Origin of the sequence: Thermoflexus hugenholtzii (assembly GCF_018771565.1) — a bacterium.
In the GTDB taxonomy this organism is placed as follows: Bacteria; Chloroflexota; Anaerolineae; order Thermoflexales; family Thermoflexaceae; genus Thermoflexus; species Thermoflexus hugenholtzii_A.
In genome coordinates, this window is the sequence record NZ_CP076326.1 from 292,396 (window position 1) to 309,305 (window position 16,910).

General features: G+C 69.2%; 14 protein-coding genes. 6 read left to right on the top strand and 8 right to left on the bottom strand.

Features of this window, described 5'->3' with window-relative positions; translation table 11 throughout:
• Window positions 1-431 precede the first annotated feature (431 nt).
• The 5 genes from KNN16_RS01450 (at window position 432) to cas6 (ending at window position 7,667) form a co-directional block, all read left to right on the top strand.
• Window positions 432-1,514 (top strand): mannose-1-phosphate guanylyltransferase, encoded by a 1,083-nt coding sequence (locus tag KNN16_RS01450; RefSeq protein ID WP_303898232.1) that lies wholly within the window; start codon window positions 432-434, stop codon window positions 1,512-1,514.
• A gap of 462 nt (window positions 1,515-1,976) precedes the next feature.
• A complete protein-coding gene (topA, locus tag KNN16_RS01455) occupies window positions 1,977-4,157 on the top strand; it encodes a type I DNA topoisomerase (protein ID WP_303898235.1) in 2,181 nt (726 codons plus the stop codon).
• Between the two features lie 34 nt (window positions 4,158-4,191).
• The gene (locus KNN16_RS01460) at window positions 4,192-5,313 is read left to right on the top strand and encodes a DUF711 family protein (RefSeq protein ID WP_303898236.1); all 1,122 of its coding nucleotides are present in this window, start codon (window positions 4,192-4,194) and stop codon (window positions 5,311-5,313) included.
• A 25-nt stretch (window positions 5,314-5,338) separates the two neighbouring features.
• A complete protein-coding gene (locus KNN16_RS01465; protein WP_303898238.1) occupies window positions 5,339-6,754 on the top strand; it encodes a DUF512 domain-containing protein in 1,416 nt (471 codons plus the stop codon).
• A 76-nt stretch (window positions 6,755-6,830) separates the two neighbouring features.
• Window positions 6,831-7,667: a CRISPR system precrRNA processing endoribonuclease RAMP protein Cas6 gene (gene cas6, locus KNN16_RS01470; RefSeq protein WP_303898241.1), complete on the top strand. Its 837-nt coding sequence runs from the start codon at window positions 6,831-6,833 to the stop codon at window positions 7,665-7,667.
• Between the two features lie 170 nt (window positions 7,668-7,837).
• Here cas6 and KNN16_RS01475 read toward each other — a convergent pair whose 3' ends face one another.
• The 8 genes from KNN16_RS01475 to KNN16_RS01510 all read right to left on the bottom strand — a co-directional run bounded on the left by KNN16_RS01475 (window position 7,838) and on the right by KNN16_RS01510 (window position 15,917).
• A complete protein-coding gene (locus KNN16_RS01475) occupies window positions 7,838-8,797 on the bottom strand; it encodes a hypothetical protein (protein ID WP_299286858.1) in 960 nt (319 codons plus the stop codon).
• Window positions 8,794-9,150, bottom strand: coding sequence for a hypothetical protein (locus KNN16_RS01480; RefSeq protein WP_299286856.1), 357 nt, complete (start codon window positions 9,148-9,150; stop codon window positions 8,794-8,796). Before KNN16_RS01480 ends, KNN16_RS01475 begins: the two co-directional genes overlap by 4 nt.
• A 40-nt stretch (window positions 9,151-9,190) precedes the next feature.
• A complete protein-coding gene (locus KNN16_RS01485) occupies window positions 9,191-10,384 on the bottom strand; it encodes a cation:proton antiporter (protein ID WP_303898244.1) in 1,194 nt (397 codons plus the stop codon).
• Between the two features lie 87 nt (window positions 10,385-10,471).
• Window positions 10,472-11,305: a glutamate racemase gene (gene murI, locus KNN16_RS01490; protein ID WP_303898246.1), complete on the bottom strand. Its 834-nt coding sequence runs from the start codon at window positions 11,303-11,305 to the stop codon at window positions 10,472-10,474.
• 933 nt (window positions 11,306-12,238) lie between these two features.
• On the bottom strand, window positions 12,239-12,802 hold the full coding sequence (locus tag KNN16_RS01495) for a transposase (protein WP_303898249.1): 564 nt from the start codon (window positions 12,800-12,802) through the stop codon (window positions 12,239-12,241).
• A 452-nt stretch (window positions 12,803-13,254) separates the two neighbouring features.
• Window positions 13,255-14,082 (bottom strand): ABC transporter ATP-binding protein, encoded by an 828-nt coding sequence (locus KNN16_RS01500; RefSeq protein WP_303898251.1) that lies wholly within the window; start codon window positions 14,080-14,082, stop codon window positions 13,255-13,257.
• Window positions 14,079-15,089, bottom strand: coding sequence for an ABC transporter substrate-binding protein (locus tag KNN16_RS01505; protein WP_299286848.1), 1,011 nt, complete (start codon window positions 15,087-15,089; stop codon window positions 14,079-14,081). The genes KNN16_RS01500 and KNN16_RS01505 overlap by 4 nt, the downstream gene beginning before the upstream one ends.
• A 51-nt stretch (window positions 15,090-15,140) precedes the next feature.
• Window positions 15,141-15,917 carry an ABC transporter permease gene (locus KNN16_RS01510; RefSeq protein WP_299286846.1) on the bottom strand — a complete coding sequence of 259 codons (777 nt, stop codon included), beginning with the start codon at window positions 15,915-15,917 and terminating at the stop codon, window positions 15,141-15,143.
• A gap of 680 nt (window positions 15,918-16,597) precedes the next feature.
• Here KNN16_RS01510 and KNN16_RS01515 point away from each other — a divergent pair.
• The gene (locus tag KNN16_RS01515; protein ID WP_299286844.1) at window positions 16,598-16,909 is read left to right on the top strand and encodes a hypothetical protein; all 312 of its coding nucleotides are present in this window, start codon (window positions 16,598-16,600) and stop codon (window positions 16,907-16,909) included.
• Window position 16,910: the final 1 nt, after the last annotated feature.

Below are 16,910 nucleotides of genomic sequence, written 5' to 3' on the forward strand. Positions count from 1 at the left end.
GGCCTTCTAAGGCGCTTGCGCGCCAAGCGTCGGCCTTCGCCGACGCAAGGGATGTTTTTTCGGTCGGCGCAGGCCGACCGATGGCCGAGGCCTTCTCGGGCCGAATTCATTCGGCCCGCCAGGCCGATCGTTGACCGAAGGCCCTTCGAGGCCGGATTCATCCGGCGTGCCCCGCGCCAAGCGTCGGCCTTCGCCGACGTGAAGAGTGTCTTTTCGGTCGGCGCAGGCCGACCGATGGCCGAAGGCCTTCTCGGGCCGAATTCATTCGGCCCGCCAGGCCGACCGTCGGCCGAAGGCCCTTGAAGGTCGAATTCATTCGACGCACAGGCTCTCGCGCCGATGAAGGATCCGGGCGGACAGCCGGAGTCGGCCGGCAGGCTCTATTCTCAGCCGGAATCTGCGAATCGGCGAAATGCGAGGGGAGGTGGCGGATGGCGGGGGAGATGTTCGCGGTGATCCTGGCGGGGGGCAGCGGCACCCGGCTGTGGCCGCTGAGCCGGCAGAGCCGCCCCAAGCAGATGCTCCGGCTCCTGGGGGAGCGGACGATGTTCCAGCTGACGGTCGATCGCCTGCTCCCCATGTTCAAGCCGGAGCAGATCCTCGTGGTGACCGGCCGGGAGCACGCCGAGGAGCTCATGCAGCAGGCCCCGGAGATCCCCCGGGAGAACTTCCTGGTGGAGCCGGTGGGCCGCAACACCGCCCCGGCCATCGGGCTGGCGGCCCTGCATCTGCGCCGCCGGGATCCCCGGGCCTGCATGGCGGTGTTGCCCGCGGATCACTACATCCGGGACGAGGCCCGCTTCCGCGCCGTCCTCCGGGCGGCCTTCCAGGTCGCCGAGAGAGGGTTCCTGGTCACCCTGGGCATCCGCCCCACCTATCCGGCCACGGGGTTCGGTTACATCGAACGCGGGGAGCTCCTGGGGCGGTTCGGGGGCTTCCTGGCCTACCGGGTGCGGGCCTTCCGGGAGAAGCCCGACCTGGCCACGGCGGAGCGCTTCGTCGCCGATGGGCGCCACTCCTGGAACAGCGGGATGTTCATCTGGCGCGTGGACCGCATCCTGGAGGAGATCGCGCGCCATATGCCGGAGCTGGCCGCCGGGCTGCGGGAGCTGGAGGGCGCCCTGGGGACCCCGGAGGAGGGGGAGGTCCTGCGCCGCATCTGGCCCGGGATGCCCAACACGAGCATCGATTACGGAGTGATGGAGAAGGCCCAGGAGGTCGCCGTCATCCCCGCCGAGTTCGGCTGGAACGACATCGGCAGCTGGGCCGCCCTGCTCGATATCCTGGCCGGCGACGATCAGAGCAACGTGGTCCTGGGCGCGGAGCACCTGGGGCTGGACACCTCGGGCTCGCTGATCTTCGGCAACGGCCGTCTGGTGGCCACCCTGGGCGTCCGGGATCTGATCATCGTCGACACCGATGATGTCCTCCTGGTCTGCCACCGCGAGCGCGCCCAGGACGTGCGTCTCCTGGTGGAGGCGCTGAAGCGCGAGGGGCGACAGGAGTATCTGTAACGGTTTCGGGCCGATGGAAATCGGCCTTCTGAGGCGCTTCGCGCCGGGCGTCGGCTTTCATGCCGATTGAAATCGGCCTCCTGAGGCGCTTGCGCGCCAAGCGTCGGCCTTCGCCGACGCAAGGGATGTCTTTTCGGTCGGCGCAGGCCGACCGTTGGCCGAAGGCCCTTCGAGGCCGGATTCATCCGGCGCGCCCCGCGCCGGGCGTCGGCCTTCGCCGACGCGAAGAATGACTTCCGGTCGGCGCAGGCCGACCGTTGGCCGAAGGCCCTTCGAGGCCGGATTCATCCGGCGTGCCCCGCGCCAAGCGTCGGCCTTCGCCGACGCGAAGAATGTCTTTCCGGTCGGCGCAGGCCGACCGGTGGCCGGAGGCCTTCTCGGGCCGAATTCATTCGGCCTGCCAGGCCGACCGTCGGCCGAAGGCTCTTTGAGGTCGAATTCATTCGACGGGAGGGAGTCAGGATGGCGGAGAAGGGGACGCGGCTGGTCATCGTGGAATCCCCGGCTAAGGCCCGCACCGTGGGCCGCATCCTGGGCCGGGGCTTCACCGTGAAAGCTTCCATCGGGCACGTGCGGGATCTCCTTAAATCCCAGCTGGCGGTGGACGTCGAGAACAACTTCAAGCCCACCTACCGGGTGCCCAAAGAGAAACAGGCGGTGGTGCGGGAGCTGCGACAGGCGGTCAAAGAGGCTGAGGAGGTCTACCTGGCCACCGATCCGGACCGGGAAGGGGAGGCCATCGCCTGGCACCTGACCGAGGTGGCGGACATCCCGCCCTCCAAGCTCCGTCGCGTCGTCTTCCACGAGATCACCGAGCCGGCGATCCGGGAGGCCTTCGCCCACCCCCGCGGCATCGACATGCAGCTGGTCCACGCCCAGCAGGCCCGGCGCATCCTGGACCGGCTGGTGGGCTACAAGCTGAGCCCCCTGCTCTGGGAGAAGGTCCGCGGCCGCCTCTCCGCCGGCCGGGTCCAATCCGTCGCCCTGCGGCTGATCGTGGAGCGGGAGCGGGAGATCCAGGCCTTCGTCCCCGAGGAATACTGGACCATCGCCGTGGAGCTCTCCAAACTGGACGACGAGCGCGCCTTCCGCGCCCGGCTGGTCCGCTATCTGGGCCTCGAGCCGGACCTCAAGAACGAGGAGCAGGTGCGCCCGCTGGTGGCGGAGCTGGAGGACGCCCTTTACGTCGTGGTCAACGTCAAGAAAGGGGAGCGGCGGCGGCGGCCGGCGGCGCCTTTCACCACCAGCACGATGCAGCAGGAGGCCTCCCGCCGCCTGGGCTTCACCGCCCGCCGCACCATGGCCGTCGCCCAGCAGCTCTACGAGGGCCTGCCCCTGGGCGAGGAAGGCTCCGTGGGCCTCATCACCTATATGCGCACGGACTCCACGAACGTCTCCCCTCTGGCCCAGGAGGAGGCGCGGCGCTTCATCGCCCAGGCCTACGGGGAGCACCTGCTGCCGCCGGAGCCTCCGGTCTACAAGACCCGGGCCCGCATCGCCCAGGAGGCCCACGAGGCCATCCGCCCCACCTCCGTGTTCCGGACGCCGGAATCGGTGAAGCCCTATCTGGACCGCGATCAGTATCGCCTCTACGAGCTGATCTGGAAGCGCTTCATCGCCAGCCAGATGGCCCCCGCCATCCTGGACACGATGACCGTAGAGATCGTGGCCGTGCCCCGCGCCCTGATCGCCGACGGGGAGATCCCCCTGGAGGCCCTGGAGAATCCCCGCTACCTCTTCCGCGCCACCGGCTCCGCCATCCGCTTCCCCGGCTTCCTGGTGGTCTACGAGGAGGCCCGGGAGGAGGACGTCAAGCCGGAGGAGGAGGAAGAGGGGGGCGGGCTGTTGCCGCCCCTGGAGCCCAACGAGCGGCTGCGGCTGTGGCGGGTGCTCCCGGAGCAGCATTTCACCCAGCCGCCGCCCCGCTACACCGAAGCCTCCCTGATCAAGACCCTGGAGGAGCTGGGCATCGGCCGGCCCAGCACCTACGCCCCCATCCTCTCCACCCTCTTCCAGCGAGGCTACGTCGAGCGGGTGGACAAGCGCCTGGTCCCCACCCCCCTGGGGATCACCGTCACCGACCTGCTGGTCCAGCACTTCCCCGACATCATGGACGTGAACTTCACGGCCCGGATGGAGGAGGACCTGGACCGCATCGCCGCCGGGGAGGAGGATTGGGTGGAGGTGCTGCGGCGCTTCTACGGGCCCTTCGAGCAGCGGCTCCAGGAGGCCCTGGCCAGGATCCAGAAGGTCTCCCTGGACCATGAGGTGCTGGACGAGCAATGCCCGGAGTGCGGCGCCCCGCTGCAAATCCGCTACGGGCGGTTCGGGAAGTTCGTCGGATGCACCCGCTTCCCGGAGTGCCGCTACACCCGGCCTTTCTTCAACAAGCTGGGGGTGCCGTGCCCGCAGTGCGGCGGGGAGCTGCTGGAGAAGAAGAGCAAGCGGGGGCGCACCTTCTACGGCTGCAGCAACTGGCCGACCTGCAACTTCACCACCTGGAAGCGCCCCCTGACCGTCCGCTGCCCGCATTGCGGCGGCCTCCTGGTGCAGGAGGATCGGGAGAACGCCCGCTGCCTCAAATGCGAGGCCGTCGTGCCGCTGGCCGAGCTGGAGCCGGAGGAGGCCGGGGAGGAGGCGTAAGGAACGCCTCCGGCGCCGGCGGGAAAGGAGGACGATGCGGATCCGTGCGGTGACGGTGTTCGGCGCGCCTGTAGAGGAAGAGATCCGCCGGGCCGGGGCCCTGGCCCGGGCGGCGCGGGAAGCCCTCGCGGCGGCCGGCTACGAGGTCCAGACCCTCCGGCTGGCCTTGCCCCCGCCTGAGCCTTCGGAGGCGCCGGAGGCCTTCCTCGCCCGCGCCCGCGCGCAGGAGGCCCTGGCGCAGGAGGCCGGCTTCGATTACCTCAGCGTGGGCCCTGTGGGGCCGCTGGCCCCGCATATCCCCCGCCTCCTCGCGGAGACCCGAAGCGTCTTCGCTGCCCTCGCCCTGAGCCGGGAGGCGGACGCCCGAGCGGCCGCGCGGGTCATCCGGGAGAACGCAGCCGTGGCCCCGGACGGCTTCGCCAACCTCCGGTTCGCCGCCCTGGCCGGCGTGCCCCCGCTGTGCCCCTTCTTCCCGGCCGCCTACCACGACGGCGGCCCCATGGCCCTCGCCCTGGCCACCGAGGCCGCCGATCTCGCCGTCGAGGCCGCCCGGGCCGCCCAGGACCCTCCGGCGGCCTGCGCCATGATCCAGGCCCAGGTGGAGGCCATCGGACGGCAGCTCGGCGCCCTGCTCCGGCCGATCGCCGCCGCCTTCGGCGCCCGCTTCGCCGGCGTCGACTTCTCCCTGGCGCCCTTCCCCGAGCCTGAGCGCAGCATCGGGACGGCCATCGAAGCCCTCAGTGGGGTTCCCTTCGGGGCGTCCGGCACCCTGGCCGTCATCGCCGGGCTGGCGGCCGCCCTCCACGCCGCGGACTTCCCCCGAACCGGCTTCTGCGGGGTGATGCTCCCGGTGCTGGAGGACGCTATCCTCGCCCGGCGGGCCGCCGAGGGCGCCTTCGGCCTTCCCCATCTGTTGCTCTACTCCGCGGTCTGCGGGACCGGGCTGGACACCGTCCCGCTCCCCGGCTCGACGCCGGAGGGCGCCCTGATCCGGATCCTGGAGGACCTGCGGGCGCTGAGCGAGCGGCTCCGCAAGCCCCTCACCGCCCGCCTGATGCCCATCCCCGGCCGGGAGCCCGGGGATCCCGTCCGCTTCGATTTCGCCTACCTGGCCCCCTCCGCCGTCCTGACGGTCCCGGATCTGGACATGCGTTGAAGGGGATCCTTTCCCGGAGGCTTCCATGTCCCGTCCCATTCGTGTCCCGCCGGAGTTCTGCGTCCCCGAGCGGCCCCGCCCGCAGGAGACCGCGGGGCTCATCCGGTCGGTCGACCCGGACAGCTGGGGCGCGCGAGTGGGGATCCGGCCGGGGGATCTGCTGCTGCGGGTCAACGGGCATCCGGTGGAGGACATCATCGACGTTCAGTTCTACGCCGCGGAGGATCACGTCGTGATGGAGGTGTGGCGGGACGGGCAGCTGTTGCGGCTGGGCGGGCCGCGGGAGGAGGGGGAGCCCCTGGGGCTGACCTTCGCCCATCCGACCTTCGACATCGACATCCGCCGCTGCAACAACCTGTGCCCCTTCTGTTTCGTCCTCCAGACCCCGAAGGGCATGCGCCGCACGCTTTACATCAAGGACGACGATTACCGTTACTCCTTCCTGTATGGGCACTTCGTTACCCTGACCAACCTGGCCGAGCGCGACTGGCGGCGCATCGTCGAGCAGCGCCTTTCCCCGCTTTACATCTCCGTCCACGCCACCGACCCGGAGGTCCGTCGACGGGCGCTGCGCAACCCTCAGGCTCCGGACATCATGGCCCAGCTGCGCTGGCTGGCGGAGCACGGCATCGAGATGCACACCCAGATTGTGGTGACGCCCGGGCTGAACGACGGGGAGATCCTGGAGCGCAGCGTGTTCGACCTGGCCACCCTGTGGCCCCACATCCGCTCCGTGAGCGTGGTGCCGGTGGGCGTGACCCGCTTCCAGCGCTACGGGGTGCGCCCGAACACCCGGGAGGAGGCCCGGCGAGTGCTGCGGGCGGTCCACGCCTGGCAGCGGGCCTTCCGCCGGCAGCTCGGGGTGGGGTTCGTCTACGCCACCGACGAGTGGTATCTCTCCCTCGGACGTCCGGTCCCCTCCAAACGGGCCTACGACGGGCTGCAGCTGCAGGAGAACGGGCTGGGGATGGTCCGGGACTTCCTGGAGGATTACCGGCGGGTGAAGCGGCTGCTGGACCGGCGGCGGCCTCGCGATCTGGCCGGGCGGCGGGCGACGCTGGTCACCGCCACCCTCTTCGCGCCGGTCCTGGAGCGGGTCGTTCGGGATTTCAACCGGCGCGCCGGGACGGCCCTGGAGGTGGTCCCGGTGGTCAACACCCGTCTGGGGGAGACCATCACCGTGGCGGGGCTGTTGATGGCGGAGGACGTGATCGCCCAGCTGAGGCCGCGCCCGTTGGGGGAGCTGGTGGTGCTCCCCCGGATCATGTTCGACCACCCGGATGGGATCTCCCTCGACGATCGCACCCCGTGGGACATCGCGAAGGCCCTGGGCCGGCCGGTGGCCCTGGCCCGCACCATGCGGGAGGTCCTGGGGCTGCTCCACGGGCGCGGCCGGGAGCGCTTCGATCCGGATGCCGAGGGACTCTTCAACGGCGGATGAGGGAATCCCCGAGCGGGCGCCCGCGGGCGTCGGCGGCGGTCGGGACGGAGGCATCCAGCGGCAGGAGAGGAGCGCGATGGATCTGATCAGCGTCGTGTGGGAGGTGCGGCCGGAGCGGGCCGCCTCGTTGCCCCGCTGGCTGGGCTACGCGGTGTATGGGGCGGTGCTGCGGCGGCTGGCGGAACGGGATGCGGCGCGGGCCGGGGAGGTGCATGAGGCGGAGGGGCCGTCGGGCCTCACCTGCTCCACCCTGATGGGGCCTCGGGAGGGGGAGGCGGTGGATCCGGGGCGGGTGTATCGCCTGCGGGTGACGGCCTATCGGCCGGAGCTGGCCCCGCTCATCGATCCGGAGGGGGGCGCCCTGTGGGGGGAGGGGGAGCGGATCGAGCTGGAGGGCGTCCCCTTCCGGGTGGAGCGGGTGATCCGGGAGGGGGATCCGTGGGCGGGGTGGACGACGTATGAGGGGCTGATCGCGCGGTATGGGCGGACGCCGCGGGCGTGGCCCCGGGAGGTGGCCTTGCAGTTCACCTCGCCGACGGCCTTTCGGGACGGGGAGCGGTGGAACCCGCTACCGGTTCCGGAGGCGGTGTTTGGGCATTTGATGGAGAAGTGGAACCGGTTTGCGCCGGCGGTGCTGCCGGAGGCCTTGCGGGAGATGGTGGCGGCGCGGGTGGGGGTGGCGCGGTTCGATCTGTCGAGCCGGGCGGTGCGGGTGAAGGAGGGGGTGCGCATCGGGTGCGTGGGGCAGGTGAGATATCGGGTGCTGGGGGAGGATCGGTATCTGCAGGCGATGGTGCACCTGCTGGCGGAGTTCGCCCGGTATGCGGGGGTGGGGATCCTGACCGGGATGGGGATGGGCCAGGCGCGGGCCCTCCGGGAGGAGGAGCGCCCGGAGCCGGAGGCCGAGGCCTGAACCCCCGCCCCTCGCACGTGCGTCCACCCCGCTCAAAAATCGTCCGCGGACCCCCATGGGGAAGCAGGAACGCCGTGGTGGCATTGAAAGCTATGACCTTGAAACTCAGAGGTGGGGTCACCATGGGGGTTGCCGTCTGAGGAAGCCGGAACGCTGGGGTGGGATTGAAACTATCCCACTGTCACCGTCAGCGACCACTCCGCCTCCTGCAGCGGGGGGAGCAGGCCGAAGGTTCCCCATTCCCGCATCGCCGCCGTCAGGTCGTCCGGCGCCCCGATCCCCGGCTCGAACGCCAGATTGCGATACGGCGGCGTCCCCGCCCCCGACCAGCCCCCCGCGTTGATCCACAGCCCCAAATCGGTCACCGGACCTCGCCAGCGCACCTCCCACCACGTCCCCTCCGGCCGCACCAGGCGCGCCCACGACGCCGCCGGCCGCAGGAACACCTTCACCGCCCAGCCCCCCGCCGGGTCCGGCTCCCGCAGGTCCACCTCGCCCCCCGCCACCGGCAACCGCGGCCACTCAAACGTCGTCGCCGCCGGCGAAAGGCCCACCGCCCCCGCCACCCGCCCCGCCGCCGGCCCCGGCACCAGCAGCCGCGTCCCCCGCTCCAGCGGGAACAAAGGATGCGCCGCCCACAGGAAATACAGGGTGTGCTCGGACCGGTTCTCCACCCGGTAGCGCAAATGCGCCGAGGGACGGCCCGCCTCCATCGTCAGAAGGCGTTCGAAGCGATACGGCAGGAGGCGCCCCTCAACGCGTCCGCGGACGAAGAGCCGCTCCCCTTCGATCCAGGCCTCCACCGCCCAGGGCTGGGACCACAGCTCCCCGTGATCGGGGAGCGGCATCCCCGCCCACGGCTCCGCCGGATAAACCCCCGGCGCCACCGAGGGGAAGCACTCGTCCCACCCTCCCAGGTCGAAGGCCGCCACATACGAGGCCCCGGGTTCCGGCCGGCGCCACGGCAAATACGGGTTGCGCCACAGCCAGGAGACCCCCCGCCGCCGATCCTCCCACGCGGCGATCTTGCCCCCCAGCTCCGGCACCAGGGTCAGCGCCAGGGGCCCGTTCGTCACCCACAGCGCCCGGAACCCCTCTTCCTCCCTTTCCTCCACCCGCAGGACGCTCATGGCCGGCGCAGGCCTCGCGCCTCCAGGACGGGGAGCACAAAAAGGAATCCGGTCTCCGGATCCTCGAAGCGGCCGACCACCCGCTCCGTCTCCCGAATCAGCCGCTCCAGATCGAAATCATCCGGGACCACCGAGAACAGCGTCCGGTGATGGAAGGCCGCCTCCGCGCTCTCGATCAGGGCGCGCAGGGAGGGAACCAGCGGCACGTCGTCCCGGCCCACCCATTGCCGCAGGGAGGCCATCCCGATGGTGTCGATCATCGTCACCCCCGGGACGCCTAAGGCGCTCCAGACCCGCAGCACCTCGTGCACCTTCTCTAAGTTCGGGATCACCGCCACCACGCATTTCGGCATCCGCAACCTCCGGGAGCAGGGTTCGCGTTTCCCCGACCCTTCACCGGCCGAAAGACCAGCGGAGCAGGATCGGGGTGATGAGGGTGGTGGCCAGGACCATCGCCACCACCGCCACGAACTCGAAAGGCTGGAGGAAGCCGGTGGAGAGGCCCAGGGAGGCCAGGATCAGGCCCACCTCCCCCCGCGAGATCATCCCCAGCCCCACCCGCCACGCCGCCAGCGGGCGGAACCCGCCCAGCCACGCCCCCAGGCCGCAGCCGACGACCTTGGAGATCACCGCGACGGCGATCAGGGCCAGGGTGAACCACAACCCCTCCAGCGACATCGTCCGCAGGTCCGCCCGCAGCCCCACCCCCACCAGGAAGAGGGGGACGAAGAACCCATACGCCGCCGGCCGCAGGCGCTCCGAGATGGCATGGCGCGCCGGATGGGCCCCCAGGCCCAGCCCCGCCAGGAAGGCACCGGTGATGGCCGCCAGCCCGCCCAGCTCCTCCGCCGTCCCGGCCAGGGCCAGGATGGCCACGAAGGAGAGGGCGATGAGGCCCTCGCTCACCGGCTGGCGCTCCACCCAGGTGGCGAGGCGGGGCAGCGCGAAGCGGGCGAGCAGGAAGGCCAGGACCAGGAAGAGGGCCATGCGGGCCAGGGCGATCAGCAGCCCGAGGCCCCCGGCCCCCGAGCCGCCCTCCGGGGTCACCACGCTGGTGAAGGCGGCCAGGGCCAGCAACGCCAGCACGTCATCCACCACCGCCGCCCCCAGCAGGGCGATCCCCTCCGGCGAGCGCAGCCGTCCCAGCTCCAGCAGCGTCTGGGCGGAGATGCTCACGCTGGTGGCGCTCAGCACCAGCCCCACATAGATCGAAGAGGGCAGATCCCTGTGGAAGGGATAGGCGACCAGGGTCCCCAGCAGCAACGGCATCAGCACCCCTGCCGTCCCCGTGAGGAGCGCCACCCGGCGCGCATGCAGGAACTCCTCCAATTCGATCTCCAGCCCCGCCATGCCCATCAGGAGGATCACCCCCAGCTCTCCGAGGGCGAACACCATCCCCGGGAACTCCTGATGATGGAAGACCGGCCAGTTGAAGATGTTCAGCAGGCTGGGGCCCAGGAGGAGGCCGGCGATCAGCTCCCCCAGGATGGCCGGCTGGCGCAGCCGCAGGCTGATCCACGCCCCCGCCTTGGCAGCCAGGATCAGAAGAGCCAGCAACAACACAAGGGCCGGGATATGGGTCTCCATGCCACCCTCCATGACCTCTGAGGACTCGAAGCCGGGCGATCGCGCCTCTCCTCGCTCCGAAGGAGCGGGTCGATCCCTCTCGTCCCCTCATCCTTCCGGCGTGAGGGAACGCTCCGGGGGATCCCAGCGGAGGCGTTCGATGGGCCCATCCCGGCCGATCAGCCGGCGCAGCTGCTCCTGAAAGCGGAGCGGATCCCCGGTGGTGAAGAAGCGGGCCGTCGGCTCGGAGGATGGAGACGGCCCGCCCGCCTGCGCGCGCCATACCTCCAGGACCCGGCGGGCCACCGCCGGCGCGGGGTCGATCAGGAGGACCTCCGGGCCGCTCAGGCGCTGGATCAGCGGGGCGAGGAAGGCGTAGTGGGTGCAGGCCAGCACCAGGACGTCGGCGCCTGCCTGGAGGACCGGATCCAGATGAGCGCGGACACTGGCCTCCGCCTCCGGGCCCTCCAGCAGCCCGGCCTCCACCTGCTCCACCCATCCGGTGCAGACCCGGGGGATCACCCGGACGTCCCGGGCGAACCGCTCCACCACCCGAGCCATCAGCGGGCCATTGAGCGTGCCGAAGGTCCCCAGCACCCCGATCACCCCGCTTCGGGTGCGGGCGGCGGCCGGCTTCACCGCCGGCTCGATGCCGACGAAGGGGATCTCGGGGAAGGTTTCCCGCAGCGGCCAGAGGGCGGCCGCCGAGGTGGTGTGGCTGGCCAGGACGATGACCCGCGCGCCCTGTTCCCGGAGGAAGCGCGTGATGGCCTCGGCGAACCGCCGGATCTCCTCCGGCGACCGCGGGCCGTAGGGGACGTGGGCCTGGTCGGCCACATAAAGGGTGGGGACCTGCGGGGCCAGCCGGACGAGCTCCCGCCACACCGAGAGCCCTCCGACCCCCGAATCGAAGATCCCCACCGCCGGCACAGGGTCTTTCACGGTTCCCCTCCTGCGCAAAGGGGCTTTCACCCCCAGCTCTCCGTCTTCGAGATCGGGAAGGGTCACGCCGGAAGCCGCCCCAACCGCATTGGTTTTTCTGTAGGAGGGGCTCTCGCCCCGACTCCTGCCTTCAAGATCCCAAAGGCCACGGATGAAGCCACCTCCCCCAATCCCGAGCCTTCCGTCATCGGTGGCGCAAGGGTCGCGGCTGAAGCCGCTCTTACCAAAACGATATCAATCTTTTGGTAGGAGGGGCTTTAGCCCCAAACCTATCTCCAAGATCCCAAAGGCCACGGATGAAGGCCGCCCTCCACAATCCCGAACCTTCCGTCTTCGATGGCGCAAGGGTCGCGGCTAAAGCCGCTCCTACCCAAACACATCGTTCTTTTTGGTAGGAGGGGCTTTCGCCCCGAACTCCTGCCTTCAAGATCCCAAAGGCCACGGATGAAGGCCGCCCTCCACAATCCCGAACCTTCCGTCTTCGATGGCGCAAGGGTCGCGGCTAAAGCCGCTCCTACCCAAACACATCGTTCTTTTTGGTAGGAGGGGCTTTCGCCCCGAACTCCTGCCTTCAAGATCCCAAAGGCCACGGATGAAGGCCGCCCCCCACAATCCCGAACCTTCCGTCATCGGTGGCGCAAGGGTCACGGCTAAAGCCGCTCCTACCAAAACGACATCAATCTTTTGGTAGGAGGGGCTTCAGCCCCGAACCCCTGCCTTCAAGATCCCAAGGGCCACGGATGAAGCCGCCCCCACAATCCCGAACCTTCCGTCTTTGGCGGCGCAAGGGTCGCGGCTAAAGCCGCTCCTACCAAAACGACATCAATCTTTTGGTAGGAGGGGCTTTAGCCCCGAACCTGCCTTCAAGATCCCCAAGGCCACGGATGAAGCCGCCCCCACAATCCCGAACCTTCCGTCTTCGATAACACAAGGTCATGGCTGAAGATGTTTCGATTGGAGAACATCATCCCTCATCCACCATCGCCATCCCAACATCTGCTCCGCGTAAACCAAATTCGCGCTGCTATAAGGATATTCGCAAGGATCCCCCACCAGCCCTCGCCGAACCGGGTTTTCCTCAATATAGCGTGCAATCTTCTCCACGCTTTCTTCCGCACGAAGCGCGTGATCATAGAAGGCAGATTGCCAGAAAGGACCTGACCGTCCCAGAAGTCTGTTCAGCGCCCTCCCCGTGCAGCCCTTCAATCTCCGCACCACGTCGCTGAGCCTGCTCTGCCCGGTCAGTATGCCCAGGAGATGAACGTGATCCGGCATTACGACGAATGACAGCAAAGCGAATCCGCTCTCCCGCTGCCACTGTAACAGGTGTTCGATGAAATGTTGTGCCACCACGCCGATCAGCAGCGGACGGCGTTGATCAACGGTGAAGGTGACGAAGTAAACTCGGCCCGTTTCGGAAAAGCGTCCTTTTCGAAGGGCGCGATGCCCGGGCGTCTCTTGTCCATAACGTAGACGAGGAACCTCATCAGACGGCATCAATGCGGCCTCGCTTAGGGAAGAATCCGTCTATCCACGGACCGAGTCTCCTGGCAGAAGGAGCTTCAGCCCCGAACCTGCCTTCAAGATCCCCAAGGCCACGGATGAAGCCGCCCCCCACAATCCCGAACCTTCCGTCATCGGTGGCGCAAGGGTCGCGGCTGAAGCCGCTCCTACCAAAACGATATCGTTCTTTTTGCAGGAGGGGCTTCAGCCTCGAACTCCCGTCAAGAAGCGGTCGAACGATTTTATTATAACGCCCCGGGGCTTGGGTCCATGGGGGAGAGAATCTTCGCGACGAAGCGGACCATCGGACGTTTCGGATCGTTGAGGAGCCGATCCGGCAGGCGCGGAGGGTGTGTCCCAATTTTGTCGGGCTGGTCGCTTTGTAGGACAACTGCGAGCAGTTGTCTACGATTTTGGGACACACCCGCGTGGAAGGTTGAGGGCATTCAGGCGATGGGAGTCCGGGGAAGGCCCCTCAATGGGCCTTCCCCCTTGCTTTCTTCCTCCAGCGCGCCGTTCCCCAGAGCCTGGCGGATGGCCCAGACGGCCTCCAGGAAAGCGGCGTGGGACCAGCGGTCGGCGCCCCGGGGCCGCGGGAGGGAGATGGGGATCTCCGCCACGATCGCCCCGGGGCGCGGCCGCATCACCAGCACCCGGTCCGCCAGCCGGGCGGCCTCATGCACGTCGTGGGTGACCATCAACACGGTTTTGCGCTGCCGCTCCCAGAGGGAGAGGAGGAGCTCGTTTAAGCGCTCCCGGGTCAGAGCGTCCAGGGTGGCGAAGGGCTCATCGAGGAGGAGGATCTCCGGGTCGGCGGCCAGGGCGCGGGCCAGGGCCACCCGATGCTGCATCCCGCCGGAGAGCTCCCGGGGGTAAGCGTCCTCGAAGCCCTCCAGCCCCACCTGCCGGAGCCACGCCCGCGCCCGCCGGTCCGCCTCGGGCCCCCTCAGCCCGTTCAGCTCCAGCGGCAGGCGCACGTTCTCCAGGGCCGTCCGCCACGGCAGCAGCGAGTCCTTCTGAAACACGATCCCAATCCGCCGGTCCGGCCCCCGGAGGGGCTGATCCATCAACCGGACTTCCCCCTGCGTCGGGCGCAGCAGGCCCGCCAGGATACGCAGCAGGGTGGTCTTCCCGCACCCCGAGGGCCCCACGAGGCAGACGAACTCCCCGGGCCGCAGCGCGAGGGAGACCTTCCGCAGGGCCCATACCTCCCCCCGGGCGGTCGGATAGCAGTGAGCGATCCCGCGCGCCACCAGGATCGGCCGATCGGTCATCGCCCGCGCTCCACCAGAGGCCAGAGCTCCTCCACGAAGGCGTTGGTGTAAGCGGCGTGGATGTCCCCGGGCTCTTTGAGCTGGCCCATCCGCACCAGGACTCGGGTCATCTCCTCCCAGGCCCGGGGATCGGAGCGGCCGGGCACCTCCGCCTCCCACAGCGGCAGCGTGGCCTGCAGCACCTCCCACTGGGCCGCCTCGTTCTCCCCGCTCAGCCCTTCCACATACTTCTTGCTGATCTCAAAGGCCTCCTTCGGGTTTCGCAGCGTGTCCCGCAGCCCGCGCAGGAACGCCCGCAGGAACCGCCGCACCAGGTCCGGCTGGTCCCGGATCGTCCGCTCGTTGGTCAGGATGCCGTTGCCCACCAGGGCGGCGTAATCCGCCACGTCGATGACGGTCACATCCAGGCCGGCCCGCCGCAGCATGAGAGGCTCGTTGTTGATGTAACCCACCGCCGCATCCACCTTCCCCTCCCGGACCGCCGCCACCTGGGTGAAACCGCCCAGGTCCACCGCCCGCACCTCCTCCTCGGGGATCCCCGTGGCGTAGAGGAGGGCCTTGAAGCCGACATACGAGGCTCCGAAGAACCCGGGCAGCCCGACGGTCTTCCCCCGCAGGTCCTGGGGAGAGCGGATGCCTTTCTCCGCCCGGGCGAAGATGGCGATGGGGTAGCGCTGATACCACTGGGCGATCATCACCACGGGCAACCCCTGGGCCCGGGCCAGGGGCACCTGCTCGCCGCTCACCAGAGCGAAGGGGAGCTGCCCGGCCCCCACCAGCTGCACCCCGTTGGTCTCGAAGCTGTAATCGAAGGAGAGCTGGATCCCCTCCTGGGCGAAGTAGCCCTTCTCCACCGCCACGTAGAAGGGAGCGAACTGGACGTTGGCGATGTAGCCCATGGGCAACCGGATGGGGGTGGGCGTGGCCGGGCCGGGCGGGCCCGCCAGGGCCTGACACGCGGTCAGGGCCAGGATGCCGCTGACGAGGAAGAGAAGTCGTCGGCGCATCGGGATACCTCCGTCGGGATAGGATGACAGGCGATCCGCCCCGCGGGCGGGTTATCGGCGCAGACAGCGATGCTCCAGCCCGGTGAGCAGGCCGTAGAGCAACAGCGCCTGGGAGGCCAGGAGCAGGATCCCTCCGAACACCAGGGGGGTGTCGTAGAGCCCCTGGCCCTGCTTGATCAGGAAGCCGATCCCCCGGTCGGCGCTGATCAGCTCCCCCACGAAGGCGCCGATGACCGAGAGGGTGGCCCCGATCTTCAGCCCGCCGAAGATCACCGGCAGGGCCGCCGGCCACTCCAGCTTCCGGAAGGTCTGCCAGCGGGTGGCCTGCAGGCTCCGGAACAGCTCCCGCCACTCCGGCGGGACCTGGCGGAAGCCGGCGATGGCGGAGATCAGCACCGGGAAGAAGGCGATGAGGGCGCTGACCAGGACCCGGGCCAGCAACCCCGGCCCGAACCAGATGATGAGCAACGGCGCCACGGCGACGATGGGGACAGCCTGGGAGGCTACCAGATACGGCGCCACCAGCCGCTCAAAGGGGCGCCAGTGGGCCAGGGGATAAGCCAGGAGGAGGCCGACGGTCACCCCCAGGCCCAGACCCAGGCCGACCTCGACGGCGGTGGCCACCCAGTGCCGCCAGAGGGTCCCCTCAACGGCCAGCGCCCACAGCCGGGCGGCCACCCGCTCCGGCCCGGGGAGGATGAAAGGCGGATAATCCCCCCAGCGGACGATGAGGCTCCACAGGATCAGGAAAAGGGCGGCGGCGCCCGCCCGGGGCAGCCAGATGGAACCCCGCATGCGGAGACGAACCCCGATCTCTTTCCGGCTCATCCCCAGTCCTCCCCGGATCGAAGATCGCCCTCGGACCGTGGGTCCGATCCCAGGCGATGGAAAACAAAACGCCCCGAAGGCGGTGGACCTTCGGGGCAAGGCGATGGAGGCCCGCCCGGGGATCTCCGGCATCCCCGGGTCGGGTTGTTCCCCACGGCGGAACAAAAACCCCCGAAGGCGGTGGACCTTCGGGGGCAGGGCAACGCCTTCGCCGCGCATGGGCGTAGAACAGAAACCCCGAAGGCGTGGGAGGAATGCCTTCGGGGCAGGCCACGCGCATGCGCAGCGCGCCATGGGAACGCCACCTGCTCCCATCCCGACTATACGGTCGGCCCCGGACTTTCACCGGTGTCCTGCCTCGGCCGGAGGGCCTCGGCTCGCGGGCTGAGGAGGTGAGCGGATGCTCCCTCCATCACCGCCGGTCGGGAATTGGCCGCCCGAGGGCGGCCTCACCCTGCCCCGCAGGTCGTGCCTATTCGGTTGGATCTGTGGACAGTATAGACGGAAGCCCCTATGCCGTCAAACTCTCCCTCCTGCCGATCTGCCCGTCGCCGCTCGAACCTGCCGGCAGCGGGTCAGCGAAGGCCCGGGCCTCTTTCGGATATCTGGCGTGATCTGCATTCGGTTGGGATTTGGTCTTTGGTCGGGCTGGGGGTATGATGGGAGGCGGGAGGTGTTCGATGCGGGAAGTGGAGCGGGAGCTGTTGGAGCTGAGGGTTCGGTTGGAGCGGTTGGAGCGGCGGGTGCGGCAGCTGGCGGGGGAGGAGCCGGAGGTTCCTCCGCCGACGCCTGGTGTGCTGCCTGATCCCCGGCATCTGATCGCCTGGCTGCGGTCCCAGGGGCTGATTCGGGAGCCGACGCCGGAGGAGCGGCAGCTGGCCGCCGAATGGGAGGCGCTGCCGGAAGAAGAGAAGGAGGCGATCCGTCGGGAGCTGGACCACTTGCCTCCGGGGCCGATGGCCAGTGACATCATCATCGAAAACCGTCGCTGAG